General features: G+C 64.3%; 19 protein-coding genes. 12 read left to right on the top strand and 7 right to left on the bottom strand.

The genetic code is table 11. The annotated features are described in order from the left end of the window. Nucleotides 1-85: 85 nt before the first annotated feature. The 3 genes from rlmE (at nt 86) to N7607_RS10905 (ending at nt 4,954) form a co-directional block, all read left to right on the top strand. On the top strand, nt 86-706 hold the full coding sequence (gene rlmE / locus N7607_RS10915; RefSeq protein WP_279866802.1) for a 23S rRNA (uridine(2552)-2'-O)-methyltransferase RlmE: 621 nt from the start codon (nt 86-88) through the stop codon (nt 704-706). A gap of 397 nt (nt 707-1,103) precedes the next feature. Then, entirely contained in the window at nt 1,104-2,996 is a 1,893-nt protein-coding gene (locus N7607_RS10910) for a methyl-accepting chemotaxis protein (RefSeq protein ID WP_279866803.1), read from the top strand. A gap of 251 nt (nt 2,997-3,247) precedes the next feature. After that, a complete protein-coding gene (locus tag N7607_RS10905) occupies nt 3,248-4,954 on the top strand; it encodes an amidase (RefSeq protein ID WP_279866804.1) in 1,707 nt (568 codons plus the stop codon). Nucleotides 4,955-4,999: 45 nt separating this feature from the next. Here N7607_RS10905 and N7607_RS10900 read toward each other — a convergent pair whose 3' ends face one another. Next, nucleotides 5,000-5,581 carry a sugar O-acetyltransferase gene (locus N7607_RS10900; RefSeq protein WP_279866805.1) on the bottom strand — a complete coding sequence of 194 codons (582 nt, stop codon included), beginning with the start codon at nt 5,579-5,581 and terminating at the stop codon, nt 5,000-5,002. Between the two features lie 303 nt (nt 5,582-5,884). On the opposite strand from N7607_RS10900, the gene N7607_RS10895 reads away from it, so the two are divergent. The 9 genes from N7607_RS10895 (at nt 5,885) to N7607_RS10855 (ending at nt 13,566) form a co-directional block, all read left to right on the top strand. Continuing rightward, nucleotides 5,885-6,724, top strand: a complete 840-nt coding sequence (locus tag N7607_RS10895) for an STAS domain-containing protein (protein WP_279866806.1) — start codon at nt 5,885-5,887, stop codon at nt 6,722-6,724. 12 nt (nt 6,725-6,736) lie between these two features. Further along, nucleotides 6,737-7,159, top strand: a complete 423-nt coding sequence (locus N7607_RS10890) for an STAS domain-containing protein (protein WP_279866807.1) — start codon at nt 6,737-6,739, stop codon at nt 7,157-7,159. Further along, the gene (locus N7607_RS10885; RefSeq protein WP_279866808.1) at nt 7,122-7,517 is read left to right on the top strand and encodes an ATP-binding protein; all 396 of its coding nucleotides are present in this window, start codon (nt 7,122-7,124) and stop codon (nt 7,515-7,517) included. Before N7607_RS10890 ends, N7607_RS10885 begins: the two co-directional genes overlap by 38 nt. Next, nucleotides 7,514-8,488: an ATP-binding protein/SpoIIE family protein phosphatase gene (locus tag N7607_RS10880; protein WP_279866809.1), complete on the top strand. Its 975-nt coding sequence runs from the start codon at nt 7,514-7,516 to the stop codon at nt 8,486-8,488. The genes N7607_RS10885 and N7607_RS10880 overlap by 4 nt, the downstream gene beginning before the upstream one ends. Further along, nucleotides 8,481-10,244: an ATP-binding protein gene (locus N7607_RS10875; RefSeq protein WP_279866810.1), complete on the top strand. Its 1,764-nt coding sequence runs from the start codon at nt 8,481-8,483 to the stop codon at nt 10,242-10,244. The genes N7607_RS10880 and N7607_RS10875 overlap by 8 nt, the downstream gene beginning before the upstream one ends. Next, on the top strand, nt 10,234-11,343 hold the full coding sequence (locus tag N7607_RS10870; RefSeq protein ID WP_279866811.1) for a response regulator: 1,110 nt from the start codon (nt 10,234-10,236) through the stop codon (nt 11,341-11,343). Before N7607_RS10875 ends, N7607_RS10870 begins: the two co-directional genes overlap by 11 nt. Nucleotides 11,344-11,413: 70 nt before the next feature. Next, nucleotides 11,414-11,893 carry a VOC family protein gene (locus N7607_RS10865; RefSeq protein WP_279866812.1) on the top strand — a complete coding sequence of 160 codons (480 nt, stop codon included), beginning with the start codon at nt 11,414-11,416 and terminating at the stop codon, nt 11,891-11,893. Between the two features lie 214 nt (nt 11,894-12,107). Further along, the gene (locus tag N7607_RS10860; RefSeq protein WP_279866964.1) at nt 12,108-12,890 is read left to right on the top strand and encodes an exodeoxyribonuclease III; all 783 of its coding nucleotides are present in this window, start codon (nt 12,108-12,110) and stop codon (nt 12,888-12,890) included. Between the two features lie 235 nt (nt 12,891-13,125). Further along, the gene (locus N7607_RS10855; protein WP_279866813.1) at nt 13,126-13,566 is read left to right on the top strand and encodes a DNA methylase; all 441 of its coding nucleotides are present in this window, start codon (nt 13,126-13,128) and stop codon (nt 13,564-13,566) included. 25 nt (nt 13,567-13,591) lie between these two features. On the opposite strand, the gene N7607_RS10850 is transcribed toward N7607_RS10855, so the two are convergent. The 6 genes from N7607_RS10850 to N7607_RS10825 form a co-directional block, all read right to left on the bottom strand. After that, on the bottom strand, nt 13,592-13,825 hold the full coding sequence (locus tag N7607_RS10850) for a DUF892 family protein (protein ID WP_279866814.1): 234 nt from the start codon (nt 13,823-13,825) through the stop codon (nt 13,592-13,594). Between the two features lie 88 nt (nt 13,826-13,913). After that, nucleotides 13,914-14,561, bottom strand: coding sequence for a glycosyltransferase (locus N7607_RS10845; RefSeq protein ID WP_279866815.1), 648 nt, complete (start codon nt 14,559-14,561; stop codon nt 13,914-13,916). Beyond that, nucleotides 14,558-15,139 carry a class I SAM-dependent methyltransferase gene (locus N7607_RS10840; protein WP_279866816.1) on the bottom strand — a complete coding sequence of 194 codons (582 nt, stop codon included), beginning with the start codon at nt 15,137-15,139 and terminating at the stop codon, nt 14,558-14,560. Before N7607_RS10840 ends, N7607_RS10845 begins: the two co-directional genes overlap by 4 nt. After that, nucleotides 15,136-15,876 carry a PIG-L family deacetylase gene (locus tag N7607_RS10835; RefSeq protein WP_279866817.1) on the bottom strand — a complete coding sequence of 247 codons (741 nt, stop codon included), beginning with the start codon at nt 15,874-15,876 and terminating at the stop codon, nt 15,136-15,138. The genes N7607_RS10840 and N7607_RS10835 overlap by 4 nt, the downstream gene beginning before the upstream one ends. Then, the gene (locus N7607_RS10830; RefSeq protein ID WP_279866818.1) at nt 15,873-16,904 is read right to left on the bottom strand and encodes an acyl-CoA dehydrogenase; all 1,032 of its coding nucleotides are present in this window, start codon (nt 16,902-16,904) and stop codon (nt 15,873-15,875) included. The genes N7607_RS10835 and N7607_RS10830 overlap by 4 nt, the downstream gene beginning before the upstream one ends. A 440-nt stretch (nt 16,905-17,344) precedes the next feature. Beyond that, nucleotides 17,345-17,554, bottom strand: coding sequence for a hypothetical protein (locus N7607_RS10825; RefSeq protein WP_279866819.1), 210 nt, complete (start codon nt 17,552-17,554; stop codon nt 17,345-17,347). Between the last annotated feature and the right edge of the window lie 200 nt (nt 17,555-17,754).

The raw sequence follows: 17,754 nt of genomic DNA, 5'->3' as shown, positions 1-17,754 counted from the left end.
ATCGGCTTATAATTGCCGCCACTTTGCGGCCCGCAGCCCCGGCGCCGGCCCGCACCCCACCTGATTTTCCACCCCTGGCTTCCTCATGAAACGCTCCAAAAGCAGCAGCCGCTGGCTGAACGAACACGTCAACGATCCTTACGTCAAACGCGCGCAGAAGGACGGCTACCGCTCGCGGGCCAGCTACAAGCTGCTCGAGCTGAACGAGAAGGACAAGCTGATCCGCCCCGGCATGCTGGTCATGGACCTGGGCTCCGCGCCCGGCGGCTGGTCGCAGGTGGCGGGCAAGATCGTCGGCGACAACGGCCGCGTGATCGCCAGCGACATCCTGCCGATGGACCCGCTGGACAACGTCGACTTCATCCAGGGCGACTTCACCGAGGACGCCGTGTTCCAGCAGATCCTCGCCAAGCTCGACGGCCGCCAGCCGGACCTGATCATCTCCGACATCGCGCCCAACATCAGCGGCGTCGCGGTGGCCGACCAGGCCTCGTCGATGTACCTGGTCGAGCTGACCCTCGACATGGTGCGCCAGGTGCTCAAGCCCGGCGGCAACTACGCGGTCAAGGTGTTCCAGGGCGAAGGCTCCGAGGCCTTCCTGAAGGACGTGCGCAGCTCTTTCGAGAAGGTGATGATCCGCAAACCCGAAGCCTCGCGACCGCGCTCTCGGGAAGTCTATCTGGTGGGCAAGGGCTTCAAGGGCTAAAGGCGCCAACGGCGGCTCAACCCCGATCCAGACGGCCAAGCTACTGCAGCGATGACAATGGCCTTTTTGCGCACGATGCCGGCCCAAAGCTACATATCTTTGCCGCAAATCGGACTAACCATCGCTAGCGGTTTGCCAGCAGAATGCCGGTATTTTCACCGAGTTCCGGATGCCCTTCCGGAGTGCGGAATCCCCAATCCGGACCATAACTACTACTAGAGCCGGTAAGGGACCGTGGCACGCCGTTATCCCGGTGGCCACAGTCCTGGCTTGGCCCCGCCTGGCCGGCGCTCAGCGCTGGCAGCCGCGGCAGGAGCCATGGAACGACACCCGCCAGCGGGCACAACCCGCGGCGGCAACCGGCTATCTGCCAGAAACCTTGCATGGATACCTTGCGATGCCCTCCAACCTGAAGTTCAGCCAGAAGATCCTGCTGGCCGCCTCGCTGGTGACGATTGTTGCGTTCACCCTGTTCGTACTGTTCAACGACTACCGCCAGCGCCAGACCCTGAATGCCGACGTGCACGCCTCGCTGCAAGAAGTCGGCAGCCTGGCCACGCGCAACATCAAGACCTGGCTGGACGGCCGCATCCAGCTGGTCGAGTCCCTGGCCCAGCAGCTCTCTGCCAACGGCGAGCAGGGCCAGCCGCTGGAGGCCGCGCTGAACCTGCCGGTGTACGGCCAGCGCTTCCAGCTCACCTACTTCGGCGGCGCCGATGGCGCCATGACCTCGGTGCCCGTGGGTAACCGCCCGGCCGACTACGACCCGCGCGCCCGCGGCTGGTACAAGGCCGCCAGCGCCGCCCAGGGCAGCGCGCTGACCGAGCCCTATATCGCCGCCTCCTCGCAGAAGCTGGTGATCACCATCGCCACCCCGGTGCGCCGTGACGGCCAGATGGTCGGCGTGGCCGGTGCCGACATGGAGCTGGCGAGCATCGCCCAGCTGCTGGAGTCGCTGAAGTTCCAGGGCCACGGCCATGCCTTCCTGGTCAGCGCCCAGGGCAAGGTGCTGCTGCACCCGGACAGCAACTACACCCTCAAGGACATCAAGGAGCTGTACCCGCAGGACACCCCGCGCGTGCAGGCCGGCGTCAGCGAAGTCGAAGTGGACGGCAAGACCCAGTTCATCGCCTTCACTCCGCTGGAAGGCCTGCCCTCGGCCAACTGGTATGTGGCCCTGGTGCTGGACCAGGACGCCGCCTTCGCCGCCCTCGGCGAGTTCCGCACCTCGGCCGTGGTCGCCACCATCGTGGCGGTGATCGCCACCGTGCTCCTGCTTGGCATGCTGATCCGCGTGCTGATGCAGCCGCTGCTGCTGATGGGCACGGCCATGCGCGACATCGCCCAGGGCGACGGCGACCTGACCAAGCGCCTGAACGTGCAGAGCCGCGACGAATTCGGCGAGCTGGCCACCTCCTTCAACCAGTTCGTCGAGCGGATTCACGGCTCGATCCGCGAGGTGTCCTCGGCCACCGGCCAGCTCAACGAAGTAGCCAAGCTGGTGGTCAACGCCTCCAACTCGTCGATGGCCAACTCCGACGAGCAGGCCAGCCGCACCAACAGCGTGGCCGCGGCGATCAACGAACTGGGCGCCGCCGCCCAGGAGATCGCACGCAACGCCGCCGATGCCTCGCACCAGGCTTCCGACGCCCGGCACCTGGCCGAGGAAGGCAGCCAGGTGCTGCAGAAGACCATCGTGGCGATGAACGAGCTGTCGGTGAAGATCAGCGCCTCCAGCGCCAACATCGAAGTGCTCAACAGCAAGACCGTGGACATCGGCCAGATCCTTGAAGTGATCAAGAGCATCTCCGCGCAGACCAACCTGCTCGCCCTCAACGCGGCCATCGAGGCGGCCCGTGCCGGCGAGGCCGGGCGTGGTTTCGCCGTGGTGGCGGACGAGGTGCGCAGCCTGGCCCACCGCACCCAGGAGTCGGCCCAGGAAATCCACAAGATGATCGAGGAACTGCAGGTCGGCGCCCGGGATTCGGTCACCACCATGACCGAGAGCCAGCACTACAGCGCACAGAGCGTGGAGATCGCCAACCAGGCCGGCGAGCGCCTGGGCAGTGTGACCCAGCGCATCGGCGAGATCGACGGCATGAACCAGTCGGTGGCCACCGCCACCGAGGAGCAGACCGCCGTGGTCGAGGCGCTGAACATGGACATCACCGAGATCAACACCCTCAACCAGGAAGGCGTGGAGAACCTGCAGGCGACCCTGCGCGCCTGCGGCGATCTGGAGCGCCAGGCCGCCCGCCTGCAACAATTGGTCGGCAGTTTCCGCATCTGAGTGCGGGCCTGGTGGGCTTGCCGCCCCCCAGGCCACTCTCCTGTCCCGCGCGAGAAGAGCACGGATCACCCTCGGCATTTCCGCTGCCGCCGCTACCTTCCTATGCTTTCTCGTAGCGAAATGCGCTCCACCATGAGCAAGCGTTTGACATATCAGATCAACTGTTTGACATAATTGACACCCTGAACCCAGCGTTCAGCGTGCAGCAGGTTCCCTGCGCCACCCATCAGTAGCCAGCGGTGAATAACAAGATGATTGAGGTAACTGAGGTTTCCATTGCCGAGCTGCGTGCCGCGCTCGAATCCGGTCGCACCACAGCGGTCGAGCTGGTGCAGGCCTACCTGGCCCGTATCGACGCCTACGACGGCCCCGAGACCGATACCAGGCTCAATGCCGTGGTCGTACGCAACCCCGCTGCGCTGCAGGAAGCCGAGGCTTCCGACGCCCGCCGTGCCCGTGGCGAAACCCTCGGCCCGCTGGATGGCATTCCCTACACGGCGAAGGACAGCTACCTGGTCAAGGGCCTCACCGCCGCTTCCGGCAGCCCCGCCTTCAAGGATCTGGTCGCCCAACGCGACGCCTTCACCATCGAGCGCCTGCGCGCCGGTGGCGCCATCTGCCTGGGCAAGACCAACATGCCGCCCATGGCCAACGGCGGCATGCAACGTGGCGTGTATGGCCGGGCGGAAAGCCCGTACAACGCCGCCTACCTCACCGCCCCCTTCGCCTCCGGCTCGTCGAATGGCGCCGGCACCGCCACCGCCGCCAGCTATTCCGCCTTCGGCCTGGCCGAGGAAACCTGGTCCAGCGGCCGTGGTCCTGCTTCCAACAACGGCCTGTGCGCCTACACCCCGTCGCGCGGGGTGATCTCGGTACGCGGCAACTGGCCGCTGACGCCGACCATGGATGTGGTGGTGCCCTACGCGCGGACCATGGCCGACCTGCTCGAAGTGCTCGACGTGGTGGTCGCCGATGACGCCGAGACCCGCGGCGACCTCTGGCGCCTGCAGCCCTGGGTGCCGATCCCCAAGGCCTCCGAGGTGCGTCCGGCGTCCTATCTGGAACTGGCTGCCAGCGCCGCCGCGCTCAAGGGCAAGCGCCTGGGCGTGCCGCGCATGTTCATCAATAAGGACGAGCTGGCCGGCACCAGCGAGAAACCCGGCATCGGTGGCCCGACCGGCCAGCGCATCCACACCCGCGCCTCGGTCATCGCGTTGTGGGAAGCGGCGCGCAAGGCCCTGGAAGCCGCCGGCGCGGAAGTCATCGAAGTGGACTTCCCGCTGGTGTCCAACTGCGAGGGCGACCGCCCCGGCGCGTCCACCGTATTCAATCGCGGCATCGTCAGCCCGGAGTTCCTGCATGACGAGCTGTGGGAGCTGTCGGGCTGGGCCTTCGACGACTTCCTGCGCGCCAACGGCGATCCCAAGCTGAACCACCTGGCAGACGTCGACGGCCCGCAGATCTTCCCGCACGCCCCGGGCACTCTGCCCAATCGCGAGGACGACCTGGCCGCCGGCATGGACGAATACGTCAACATGGCCAAGCGCGGCCTGAAGACCTGGGACCAGATCGAGACGTTGCCCGACGGCCTGCGCGGCCTGGAGCAGACGCGCAAGATCGACCTGGAAGACTGGATGGACGAGCTCAAGCTCGACGCCGTGCTGTTCCCCACCGTGGCCGACGTGGGCCCGGCGGATGCCGACGTGAACCCGGCCTCGGCCGACATCGCCTGGAGCAACGGCATCTGGGTGGCCAACGGCAACCTCGCCATTCGCCACCTGGGCGTGCCCACGGTCACCGTGCCGATGGGCGTGATGGCCGATATCGGCATGCCGGTGGGCCTGACCTTCGCCGGGCGCGCCTACGACGACTCGGCGCTGCTGCGCTTCGCCGCGGCCTTCGAGTCGACCGGCTCGAAGCGCCGGGTACCGCCGCGTACCCCGCCGCTGGGCAACTGATGGCGCGACGGGATCGGTGCTGCAATGGCGCCGATCCCGCTCGGCTCAGCCGCCCGCGGCAGACGAACCACAGGTCCGGATGACGCGGGCGGGATTGCCCACCACGGTAGCCCCGGCAGGCACATTCCGGGTCACCACGCTGCCCGCGCCGACCAGGGCGTTATTACCGACTGTCACGCCCGGCAGGATCAACGCACCCGCCCCTATCCACACATTCGCGCCGATGCTGATGGGCCTGCCGAACTCCAGCATCTGAGCGCGCAGCTCGGGCTCGCGTGGGTGGTCTGCGCTCAGTAGCTGCACGCCCGGGCCGATCTGCGTGCCGGCGCCGATGCTGACCCGGCAGACATCCAGGATCACGCAGCCGAAGTTCATGAACACCCCGGGGCCCAGGTGGATGTTGTAGCCATAGTCGCAGTGGAACGGCGGCCGTATGTTCACGCCCTCGCCCACCGCGCCCAACAGCTCGGCCAGCAGCGCTAGGCGCGCCTCCAGCGAGGCCGCGCCCGCGGCGTTGTAGCGCGCCATCCAGTCGGCCGCGCGCTGCGCATCGGCAGCCAGTTCGGGGCCGGAGGCCACATACAGTTCCCCGGCCAACATGAGTTCTTTCTGCGAGCGCTGTGTCATGGCTGATCTCTCGGCTGTGCGCGATAGGTGTCGATATGGATCGTCGCCCGAGCAAATCGCTCCAGGGGAAATTGGCAATCCCATGCCCCCTTTTCGCCACCATCGCCGGCACCTGATACCCCGAACGGGGCGGTCTAAGCCGGCACACAGCGCCCACAAGGCGCTGCCGAAATGTTGAACTCCCTTTATCGCTGCCGGTCCGTTTAGCGATCCTCTGTCGCCGTTGCGCATTCCGTCACTCGTGTTGGCGATATGAGTGCTAGTGTCAGCGGCACCGTTATCCACCGCGAAAGGAAATCTGCGATGTCCGTTTCTCAGCTAGCCGAGCTTCTCAAACAGAACGAAGAACAATTGCTGGACAAGTGGATGGCTGCCCAGCGCGCTGCCGGCATGCGCATCGACCTGATCGACGAGCGCACCGTGCAGGAAAGCTCCCGCGAGCTGCTCAAGGCCGTGACCATCGCCCTGGCGCAGGGCTCGGACGATATCGAAACAGCGGCCTGGAAGCCGCTGATGGCGCAACTCGAACGGCTCTCGCTGACCCAGGCGCGCCAGGGTTTCAGCCCTTCCGAGACGGCCACCTTCGTATTCTCCCTCAAGGAGCCGCTGTTCGACCTGGTGCAGAGCCAGGGCAACAATGCCATCAACCTGGTCTGGCTGATCAGCAAGCTGGTCGACAAGCTCGGCCTGTTCAGCGTCGAGTACTACATGGCCGGGCGCGAGACGGTGATCCGCGAACAGCAGGAGAGCCTGCTGGAGCTGTCCACCCCGGTGGTTCAGCTGTGGGATGGGGTGCTGGCAGTGCCGCTGATCGGGGCGCTGGACAGCAACCGCACGCAGATCGTCATGGAGTCGCTGCTGCAGAAGATCGTCGAGACCGAGTCGGACATCGCCATCATCGATATCACCGGGGTGCCGACCGTGGACACCATGGTGGCCCAGCACCTGCTCAAGACCATCACCGCGGCCAAGCTGATGGGCGCCCGCTGCATCATCAGCGGCATCCGCCCGCAGATCGCGGCGACCATCGTGCACCTGGGCGTGGAACTGGGCGATGTGGTGACCAAGGCCTCGCTGGCCGACGCCTTCAAACTGGCGCTCAAAGAGCTGGACGTCCGTCTGGTCAATACCAAGGCACGCTAAGGGACAGGCGCAATGGTAGATCGCATTCCAATTCTCAAGATGGGCAACTACCTGCTGCTCAGCATCCAGGTCGACATGCACGACCAACTGGCGCTGGACCTGCAGGAAGACCTCACCGCGCAGATCGTGCGCCACAAGGCCAAGGGCGTGCTGATCGATATCTCCTCCCTGGAGATAGTCGACTCCTTCATCGGCCGCATGCTGTCGCACATAGCCAACGTCTCACGGATTCTCGACGCCAAGGTGATAGTGGTCGGCATGCAGCCGGCCGTGGCCATCACGCTGGTGGAGCTGGGCCTGTCCCTGGAGGGCATCGCCACCGCGCTGAATATCGAGAAGGGCATGCGCTGGCTGGAAAACAGCGTGAACGAGGACGACATCGCCGGGGAGCCCGAGAGTGAAGACACAGACGCTCCCTCTGAAACAGGAAACTGACATCGTCATCATCCGCCAGCAGGTCCGCAAACTCGCCGAGCAAGCCCGCCTGGGGCTGGTCTCCCAGACCAAGATAGTCACCGCGGCCAGCGAGATTGCGCGTAACGCGCTGATCTACGGCAATGGCGGCGAATGCCTGCTGGAGCTGGCCAGCCGCGAGGGCCGTGCGGCCGTGCGCCTGGTCATCAGCGACCAGGGGCCGGGCATCGCCGACATCGAGCGCGCCCTGGTCGACGGCTACACCTCGGGCAGCGGACTGGGCCTCGGCCTCAGCGGCTCACGCCGTCTGGTGGACGAATTCGCCATCGCCAGTCAGCCCGGCACCGGCACCACCGTGGAGCTATGGAAGTGGAGATGAGCGAATGCTCCACGCATAGTGCCTACGCCATCAGCCATACCGCGCACGCCGACGCAGCACGCCGCGCCATCGTGCGCCTGGCCGGCCGCCTGACGACCGATGAGCCCCTGCTCGGCCGCATCGGCGTTGTGGTGCAGGAAATGGCGCGCAATCTGGTGATCCACGCCGGCGGCGGCGAACTGCTGTATTACCAGGACGACAGCCGCCTGGAACTGCTGGCGGTGGACCGTGGCCCCGGCATGGCCGATGTCGCCCGCTGCCTGGCCGACAGCTATTCCAGCAAGGGCACCATGGGCGCCGGGCTGGGCGCGATCAGCCGCCTCTCCGACCTGTTCGATATCTATTCCCAGCCCGAGCGCGGCACCGTGGTGCTGGCCCGGTTTCACCTGCAGCCACCCGCGGGACCGCTGATCTCGGCGGGTGTCTCCCTGCCGTACCCGGGCGAGGAGCTGTGCGGCGATGCCTGGGCGGTCAGCGGCAACCGCCTGCTGGTGTGCGACGGCCTGGGCCACGGCTACGCCGCCAACGAAGCCAGCCGCAAGGCCCGCGAGCTGTTCCGCGAACATGACTCGAACCTTGCGCTGGAGACGCTACTCGAACGTATGCACAGGGTGCTGACCTCGACCCGCGGCGGGGCCGTGGCCCTGGCAGAGGTTCTGCCGCAGCAGTCGCAGGTGCGCTTCTGCGGGATAGGCAATATCGCCGGTGTACTGCATGACGGGCGCAGCCGCAGCATGGTGTCCGGCAATGGTACGGTGGGCTATCGGATCGGCAGGATCCAGAGCTTCAGCTATCCCTGGTCGCCCACCACCGTTTTGCTGATGGCCTCGGACGGCATCAGCACCCGCTTCGACCTGGCCAGCTACCCGGGGCTGGTCGGGCGCCACCCCGCCGTGATTGCGGCGGTACTGCACCGCGATTTTCGCCGGCATAACGATGACGCAACCATGGTGGTAATGAAGCATGCATAAGGTGCGGCGCATCGTATCCATAGACATCCGGGAAGAAGTCGACGTGGTCACCTGTCGCCAGAGCGCCAAGCGCATCGCCGCCTGGCTCGACCTGTCACAGCTGGAGCAGATCCGCTTCGCCACCTCGGTATCGGAGCTGGCCCGCAACATCTACCAGTACGCCGGCCGCGGCGCGTTCCTGTTCGAGCTGGTGGAGAACAAGGCCGGCCTGCTCTGCGGCCTGCGCTTTATCGCCGAAGACCACGGGCCCGGCATCGCCGCCATCGACAGCATCCTCGACGGCAGCTACATCTCGCCCACTGGCATGGGCGTGGGCCTGCGCGGCGCCCAGCGGTTGATGGACGACTTCGAGATCCACACCTCCGAGAGCGGCACCCGCATCCGCGGCGTCAAGGCGATTCATCCTCCGCGCAGCTATCCCTCGGTGGCGCAATTTCATGAGATCCGCGAGCAACTGCAGAGCGAGGGCGTCGCCGATCCGTACGTCGAACTGCAGGTACGCGGCAAGGAGCTGCTGCTGACCACCGCCGAGCTGCAGAACAAGCAGTTCGAGCTGGAGGCCACCAACCTGGAGCTGGAGAACACCAACAAGGGCGTGGTGGCGCTGTATTCCGAACTGGAGAAAGCCACCGATGAGCTGCGCACCGCCAGCCAGTCCAAGAGCCGCTTCTTCGCCAACATGACCCACGAGATCCGCACGCCGATCAACATCGTCGAGAACATCAGCAAGATGTTGCTCAAGGGCGTGGACGGGGCACTCAACCCCGAGCAATACAAGCAGGTGGCCTTCATCAGCGATGCGGCCTCCGAGCTGTCCGATCTGGTCAACGAGCTGCTCGACCTCTCCGAGGCCGAGTCCGGGCGCATCGAAATCACCCCGGTGCGCTTCATGCTCTCCGACTTCGTCGAACAGCTGCGCCAGTTCACCAGTGCCCTGGCCCAGCGCTACCCCACGCTGACCTGGGAGGTACTCGGCGCCACCCATGACGTGGCGCTGGAGACCGACCGCCACCGGCTGTTCCAGATACTGCGCAACCTGATCGGCAATGCCTTCAAGTACACCCCCAGCGGCAAGGTCAGCGTGCGCACCTACCTGCCGGATGAACAGAGCGTCGAGTTCCTGGTGGAGGACACCGGCATCGGCATCGAGGCGGAGAACCATCATCGGGTCTTCGAGGAATTCCTGCGAGTGCGCAACCCCGCCGCGCCGCAGATCCAGGGCACCGGCCTCGGCCTGCCCCTGGCGCAGCGCCTGGCAGGCCTGCTGCGCGGCGAGATCAGCCTGGACAGCGCGCTGGGCCGCGGCAGCCGCTTCCTGCTGCAGGTGGCCCGCGTATACGACCAGCAGGCGCCCGAGCCGGCGGCGCTCGACCTGAGCGGCATCAACATCCTGCTGATCGACGACAGCGAGGCCGACCGCTACCTGCTGTCGCGTCTGCTGCAGCCCTACCACCCGGTGATCATCGAGGCGGTCAGCGCCACATCCAGCATCGACAAGCTGCATGCCGTGCGCCCCGATATCATCTTCCTCGACCTGGACCTGCCGGACATCTCCGGCGAGGACCTGCTCGACAGCATGGACTGGAGCATGCACGCGCGCGTGCTGATCAATACCTCCAAGCCGCTCGCGGGGCCGGCCCTGGAGCATTTGCAGCGTCACAGCCGTGCGATTCTGCACAAGTCGCATCCGGACTACGCTGAGCAGGTTCTGCAACACATTGGACGCCTGGTGGAGGAGCAACGCGATGCGCACTAGACGAGTCCTCATCGTCGACGACATGGAAGCCAACCGCTATGTGCTGCGCAAGATCCTGTCCAGCGAGGCGAACTTCCAGATCGTGGAAGCCGGTACGGGTGCCGAGGGACTGGCGCTGATGATCGAGGGCGTCGACCTGGTGATCCTCGATATCAACCTGCCCGACATGACCGGCTTCGAGCTGATCCAGATGGCCGAGCAGAGCCTGGGGCCTTCGCGGCTGCCGGCGATCATCAATATCTCGGCCACCTTCGTCAGCGGCAAGGACAAGGCGACCGGGCTGAACACCGGCGCCCGCGCCTACCTGACCCATCCGATCAACCCGGACGAAGTGCTGGCCACCATCAGCAGCCTGCTGAAGAGCAATACCCGGATGGAGCGCATCGAGCGCCAGCGCAACTGGGCCGAGGCGCGCAACGAGCAGCTGAGCAAGGAAAAGGTCATGCTCGAACGCTTCATGCGCTCCTTCAGCCACGACCTGCGCTCGCCGCTGTCGGCCGCGGTGATGGCCACCGGGCTGATGCAGCGCAACCCGGCACGCCGCACCGAGGACCTGCTCGCCGTGCTGCAGGACAACCTGCGGCGCATCGACGAGATGGTGGGAAACCTGCTGGACATCTCCCACGTCAGCGTCGGCGGCGGCATCAAGCTGATGAGCGAGAGCATGGAATTGGCCATGCTGCTACACGACGCGGTGGCCAACCTGGCCCTGCAACTGGACAACCCGCTGGAACTGCAACTGGCAACCCCGGACCTGCAGATAGCCTGGGACCGCTCCGCATTCCTGCGCATCTTCGACAACCTGATCGGCAACGCCGCCAAGCATGGCCAGCCACTCAAGCCGATCCGCATCGAGCAAAGCCTGGAAAGCGACTTCGTCAGGCTGATGGTGACCAACCACGGCAACTTCCCCGAGGAAGTGCTGGCCAACCTGGCCACCCCCTACTTCATCTCCAGCCGCAGCGACACCAAGGGCTGGGGCCTGGGCCTGCCGATCGTCAAGGCGCTGGCGGAAAGCTTCGGTGGCGAAGTGCAATTCAGCAACCAGGGCGATCTGGCGCGGGTGGAGCTGCTGTTGCCGGTCGCGTTGGCGGGCTGAGGCAACGCCCTCAAGCGCGTTCGGGCATGGCCCCTTTGCTCGCCACACCTCCTCCCCGTGGAGAGCCAGAATGATCAGCAAAAACACCATATGCCTCTGGTACGACGGCACCGCGCTGGATGCCGCGACCTTCTACGCCGAGACCTTTCCGAACAGCTCGGTGGACGCCATCCACCGTGCGCCCGGCGACTATCCCGCGGGCAAGCAGGGCGATGTGCTGACAGTCAATTTCACCGTGCTGGGCATCCCCTGTCTCGGCCTCAACGGCGGGGCCGCGTTCCCGCACAGCGAGGCCTTCTCCTTCCAGGTGGCCACCGACGACGAGGCCGAAACGGACCGCTTGTGGAACGCAATCGTGGGCAACGGCGGGCAGGAAAGCGCATGCGGCTGGTGCAAGGACAAATGGGGGCTGTCGTGGCAGATCACACCGCGCGTGCTGACGCAGGCGATCACCAGTCCGGACCGAGCGGCGGCTGGGCGCGCCTTCGAGGCGATGATGGGCATGCACAAGATCGATATCGCCGCGATCGAAGCCGCACTGAAGGGTTAACCCGCGCGCCGGGCCGAGCGCCGTACGCTTCTGGCCGCCGGCGGACGCTGGGGCTCAGCAGCCGACGGCCATAGGCGAGGCTGTCGAGACGCTACCGAACAATCCATCGACATCACACAATTGCCCTGAACTCGTTCACCGGCACGGCGATCGGAGGCAGTAACGGCGCCAGTATCGGTTGCCATATGACTTATCTGTCATGTCCGAGGCTCTCTTGGCCACGCTTCGAATCGCCACCTTCAACATCAACGGAATCCAATCGCGGCTCCAGGCCTTGATCACTTGGCTTGAGCGCGAGGCCCCCGACATCGTTTGCTTGCAGGAGCTAAAAGCGGCGGACTCCAAGTTTCCCGCGGACGATCTTCGTGCGGCCGACTATGGGGTGATCTGGCGAGGTCAACCTGCATGGAATGGCGTAGCGATTCTGGCCAAGGGCATGGAGCCATTGGAGATCCGGCGCGAACTTCCAGGGGACGCATCAGATACCCAGAGTCGCTACCTGGAAGCGGCGGCTCATGGAGTGATTGTCGGTTGCCTGTATCTGCCGAACGGCAACCCCCAGCCCGGCCCGAAATTCGCCTACAAGCTGGCTTGGTTCGAGCGCCTGATTGCGCACGCCGAATCGCTTGCTGACAGTGGCCATCCCGTGGTGTTGGCGGGTGACTACAACGTGGTGCCGACCGATCTCGACATATACAACCCTCGCTCCTGGCAGAAAGACGCGCTGCTCCAGCCCGAAAGTCGAGACTGTTATCAGCGCCTGCTGCAACAAGGCTGGACTGATGCCCTGCGCACTCGCTTTCCCGGGGAGCAGATCTACACGTTCTGGGATTATTTCCGCCAGCACTGGCAGCGCAATGCAGGGTTACGCATCGACCACCTGCTACTCAGCAAGCCATTGGCAAAAAGGATGGTGGATGCCGGGGTAGACCGCTGGGTGCGCGGGGAGCCACATGCCAGCGATCATGCTCCGGTCTGGGTGGAGATAGATCTCTAGATCAGACGCCTGGCCATTTATTGCCGGCTCGAGCCGACAATGGTTTCACCATCGCCAGTACGAATCACTGATTCGTCTGGCTGCGGACAGAGGGATTTCCCTTGGGGCGCGCAGAAGACGCGGACATGGCAACCTTTTCGCGCGCTCAAGCCACAACGTCAGAACAGCCAGCAGGAGGGCCGATGAAACCCCACCCTTTGACGACAGGATCGGAAGGTCCCGGCTTGGCGCTTACATGACGGCCAAACGAGTAACCGCGCACCAGTTAGGGCTGGACGAAGGCCTCGCCAAAGCGAGCGACGAGGCGCTGTTCAAATGGCTAATAGCAAGCTTTCTTTTTGGAAAGCCGATTCAGCAATCCATCGCCGAGAAGGCCTACCGAGTCATCATCGAGCAGCGCAAAAGAGACACACCTGAAAAATTGGGCAGCTCTAATAGGACTGACCTGGTGAGAATGCTCGGAGAAGCGCGCTACGTTCGTTATGACATCTCCACCGCGGCCCGCTTGGTAAAACTGTGCAGGAAGCTCAATGAGCAATACGGTGGAAAAGTCAGCGTGATGCATCGGCAAAGTGCAAACCGGATGGAGTTCGAAAAGCGCTTGGCTGAATTTGAAGGGGTAGGTCCAAAAACCATCGAGATATTCATGCGCGAAGCAGCGCCTGGCCTGTATTGAAAGAAAGCGGGAGAGCGACCTCCCATCACTGCAAGGTAGCGGCTTGGTTGCCTCCCTCTGCAGCAATCTTGGTCAGTTTCTTATCCGTACGCTTTTCCCCCGCCAGGGTTTCTTTGCTCAAGGTGATTGCCGAGAAGCCGAGCCCGAGATGCCTGGCCATCGCTTGCAGAGTCCCATAGGGGAAATCTCTTAGTGCTCGCCCTTCTGTGCTGCACCGATCGAGCCGGCATCGAGGACTGCCCCCTGTCGACTTCGTCAATCAGCCCCCCGCCTTCTTCGATCAAGCCCTTCATGGTGATGCTTTCAGCCCCGTGATCTCCACCACCTTGTCGATGCGCTTAATTCGCTTACGCCAGGCTGTCGAGAAACTCGCCGAAACCACCTCGCGCGCGGTAATTGCGGCGGGCACTAGTAGTCACGCAGGTTTGATGGGTCCAGACGATTCTGGCACCGCTGCGCTCCAGCTCGCGCACCAGGTGGACATCTTCGTCGGATGGCAGGGGTCGGAAACCTCCGACACGCTCATAGGCACGGGCACAGATGCCGAGGTTGGCGCCGTGAATGTGTCGGTGATCCTCGCGGCTCTGGTAGTGCTTTTCGTATCGATGCCGGACCTGAGCTGGCTGCGGCGACCAGTCCGACACTCGTACGGTACCGCATACCGCCTCGGCGCCGAATGCCAGCTGGCGCACCAGCCAGTCTTGGCTGACGCTACTGTCCGCATCCGTACAGGCCAGCCAGCGGGCTCCCATTTCCAAGAGATGGGCCGCACCTACGCGGCGGGCATGACCCACATTACGCTTGTTAACCCGCAGTATGAGGGCGCCCGAGGCATGGGCCACCTCTTCGCTGTCGTCCGTGCAGGCATCCAGCACCGTGAGGATATGTACCGGTTCGCCATCCAGACCAGGGTGCTGTGCGGCTTTCTGTAACGACTGCAGGCACCCTCCGAGGAGTTCCGCTTCGTTGTGTGCGGGCACGAGTACGCCGATCATTCTTCCTCCGGGGCGCACCAGAGCTCCAGGCGGAAATCGGTTTCCACATGGCGCACTGTCGGGAGTGCACGCATGGCTCGGCTCAGGTGCTCGTGAACTGCATCGCCTGACAGTGCACTGCCCTCTAGTGGGTGACGCCAATGGCAGGCTACCAACACACCGCCAGCAACGAGGCTGCGGGCCGCTTGTTCGCAAGTACGCTGCCACGCTTCAGGGGTGAGGTAGTAGCCGAACTCGCCAAGGACGATCAAGTCGAAGCGGCCCGCCGGCCAGTCTTCCGGAATGGTGTGCCGCGCGAGTTGCACGTTGCTGAATTCAGCGAGTCGGGTGCGGGCAAGACTCAGGGCTTCAACACTGTAGTCGGAGCACAACACGCTTTCGGCGCGCCGAGCCAGCTCAGCGCTAATTTCGCCATTGGCGCAGGCCGGCTCAAAGGCTCTGTGAAAATGCGGGCGAGGCAGGCATGCGAGGATCAGGTTGCGCTTGCGCTGCTCGTACCAACGCGAGCGGAAAGACCAAGGGTCGGGATCGTTTCTATACAGCGTGTCAAAGTAGCGCGCAGGCAGGCTTTCCTTCATCGGAAATAGATCTCATAGGGCTGCAGCAGGGTGTCCAGCAGGCAGGCACTGAGGACGGGCTGGGGTCCTTCGCACTGGCTCGTGTGAGCGAGGATGGCATCACGCTTGCGCCTGACAGCCTCCTGGTCGAGGTCGAAGCGACAAGCACGTGCCCAAGGCACGCGAGGGTCGTCCGGGGCTGACCAATGCCAGGCCCAGATAGGCGTTTCATAGTGCTGGGCGCCACGTTGTGCCGCTACTTGGGCGCAGGCGTGGCCAGTGGCCTCGTGGTCGCAGTGGCCGTCGCCACGCCAGGTGCTTATCAAACGGTCACCAGGGAGAATCATCTCGCGCAGCTGATCGGCCAACACGCTGGCATCCACGCCGCCATCGGGCAGGTGCAGGCGGCACCAGTGCCAGCGCTGCAGATCGAGGCCAAGTCGCATGAGGGCAGCGCGGCTTTCCTCCTGGCGCACCGCGCGCAGGCATTCCGGGCTGATGGGTGAGTCTGGATGGCTACCTTCGCCGTCGGTCACCGAGATCAACACATTGCCATCGGCGCTGGCCAGGCTGGCCAGCAGCCCGCCGCAGGCCAGCACCTCGTCATCGGGATGGGGCGCGACCACTACCAGCCGATGCCCGGCTGGCAGGAGTTGATCACGGCTAATACGCGGTAGGCGCTCCAGCAGGCCCCAGCTGCGCCAAGTCCCCGCCGGAGTGGTTCTTGAGTCGGCGATAAGGTTTTTTGCCGGGCTCATAGCGCCCACGTCTCGTCACCATCAGCCTGTGTCGATCGCGCGGTCAGGAGCAGTCCCAGTTGGGCCAAGTCACGTTCGCCATGACTCTGCCGCAGGAACACTGGCAGATCGGCAGCTAAACGGGCGAAGCGACGGTCGCGGCAGAATGGCGTGGCGCCCAGCGCGCGCCCGACGTGCCATTGCACAGCCTCCACCGCCCCCTCGACTTGCGCGCGAACGCGCCGCGTTGCCAGTTCCGAGCTAGCGGAAGGGTTGCAGTCGATCCAGGCGGCGCATTCGCGCAGAGCGCTGGCAGCGCCTGCCAAGGCTGCGTCCACGGCGCCTAGATGTGCTATGGCATGGGGATCGTCGGTGCGGCCACGTCGCAGGTAGCTGGCCAAGCGGCTGGCTGCGCCGTACCAGCAGGCGGCGATACCGGCACCGCCATGCCAGAAGCCTGGGCGTTGCAGGTACCCGTCGGGACCGCCGACACAGCTTGCATGGGCCTCGGCGAACTCCACGGCTACGCTGCCCGTGGCCGCCATGCCCACTGCATTCCAGCCAGTATTGCCAATGCTGACGCCGGGCTGATCGAGAGTGACCGCCACCAATTGCGATCGTTGCTGCTCGTCCTTGACCGTCACCAGAGCATGGTCCACGACGGCGGCGCCAGAGCACCACAGCTTGCTGCCGCTGATGCGCACGGATCGATTGTCGCGAGAGACCAAGTTCACGCAGGCACTAGGCGATTCGGCCGCCCAGACCGCCCAGAGGCCAGGCAACTGTTCGCTATCCAGCTCGGCCAGGATAGCCAAGGCATCCGTATGGCCTTCATAGAGCTTGAGTAGCGAAAGGTCACTCCCTGCGACGGTAGCCAATACCTGCCAGCGCCGCAGAGTATTGCCATCACCGGGCCTGGGTAGGCGATCGAGCCCATCTTGGCTCAACGTGCGTAGTACCGAGCCCAAGAACGAGGGATGGTCGCCATCCAGCGGCAACTCGAGATCATGGAGAAGACTTCGCAGCCCGTTCAGCCCATCTTGAGTCATGGCAGTTCCCGTAGGAGTCCTTACTCATGCGGACTTCGGCTCCGTCGTTGTGGTTCAAGCGATTTGCCAGTCGCCAATGAAGTTCACCTGCAGGTCACACCGTCATAGCCTATTTGCCCTGCCGGGCCACACCTGGTCAGCCCACCCCGCTCGCCATGCGAAATGCGCTGCGGTGGCTGAGCTTGCGTTGGGGTGAGCCTCAAGTCGTCCTTGCTCGCGCGGGCACGCCCGAGCCGGCCTCCCCCTCTCGGCCATGATTTCGTGGCCGAACATGTCGCCCTCCTCCACCTGCAGAGTCCTTGCGCGATACAAGTGCAGGTCTTCCCTGTAAAGCTGGGCGTGGCGTACGCAGACCTCGAGAGCCGTCCATGTTCGCTCTGCGATTCAAAACTGAACTGGTGGTTTTTCCGTGACTCGCGACAGGATGACGTGAAGTCCGCTTAGCGCTGACAGGTGGAGGGACTGACTCGCACATACGCCCTAATCGCCTTTTCGGCTTCGGCAGCCGCTAACGCTAGCTGACGCAGGGCAAGCTCTTTATCAGGCGTATCGATGGGATAGTTTTCGAAAATATAAAGCTCAACCTCGCGCTGAGCCTTTCGCCACTCATCCAAGAGCAAACTCATGCTTGGGCTGCTATTGCTCTGCATGCTGGCCAGCTCCGAGGCCTCTAGATAGGGTATTAGAGAGGGTAACCGTACGCTAACGAGCCGGCAAGGACTGCCGTCATTGAGCAATTCGTCCGCTGGTTACCCATCTGCAGCATTCGCTGCAGTTCGTCGACCAACCGGATGAGTTTTTCGACTCGGATTGCGCCAAGTCGCGTAAGTCAGCGGCTGCAACGTCCGCT

It is taken from the genome of Pseudomonas sp. GD04019, from assembly GCF_029837695.1.
In the GTDB taxonomy this organism is placed as follows: Bacteria; Pseudomonadota; Gammaproteobacteria; order Pseudomonadales; family Pseudomonadaceae; genus Aquipseudomonas.
Note: the sequence above shows the minus strand (reverse complement) of the source record. Positions and strands in the feature narration are given on the sequence as shown.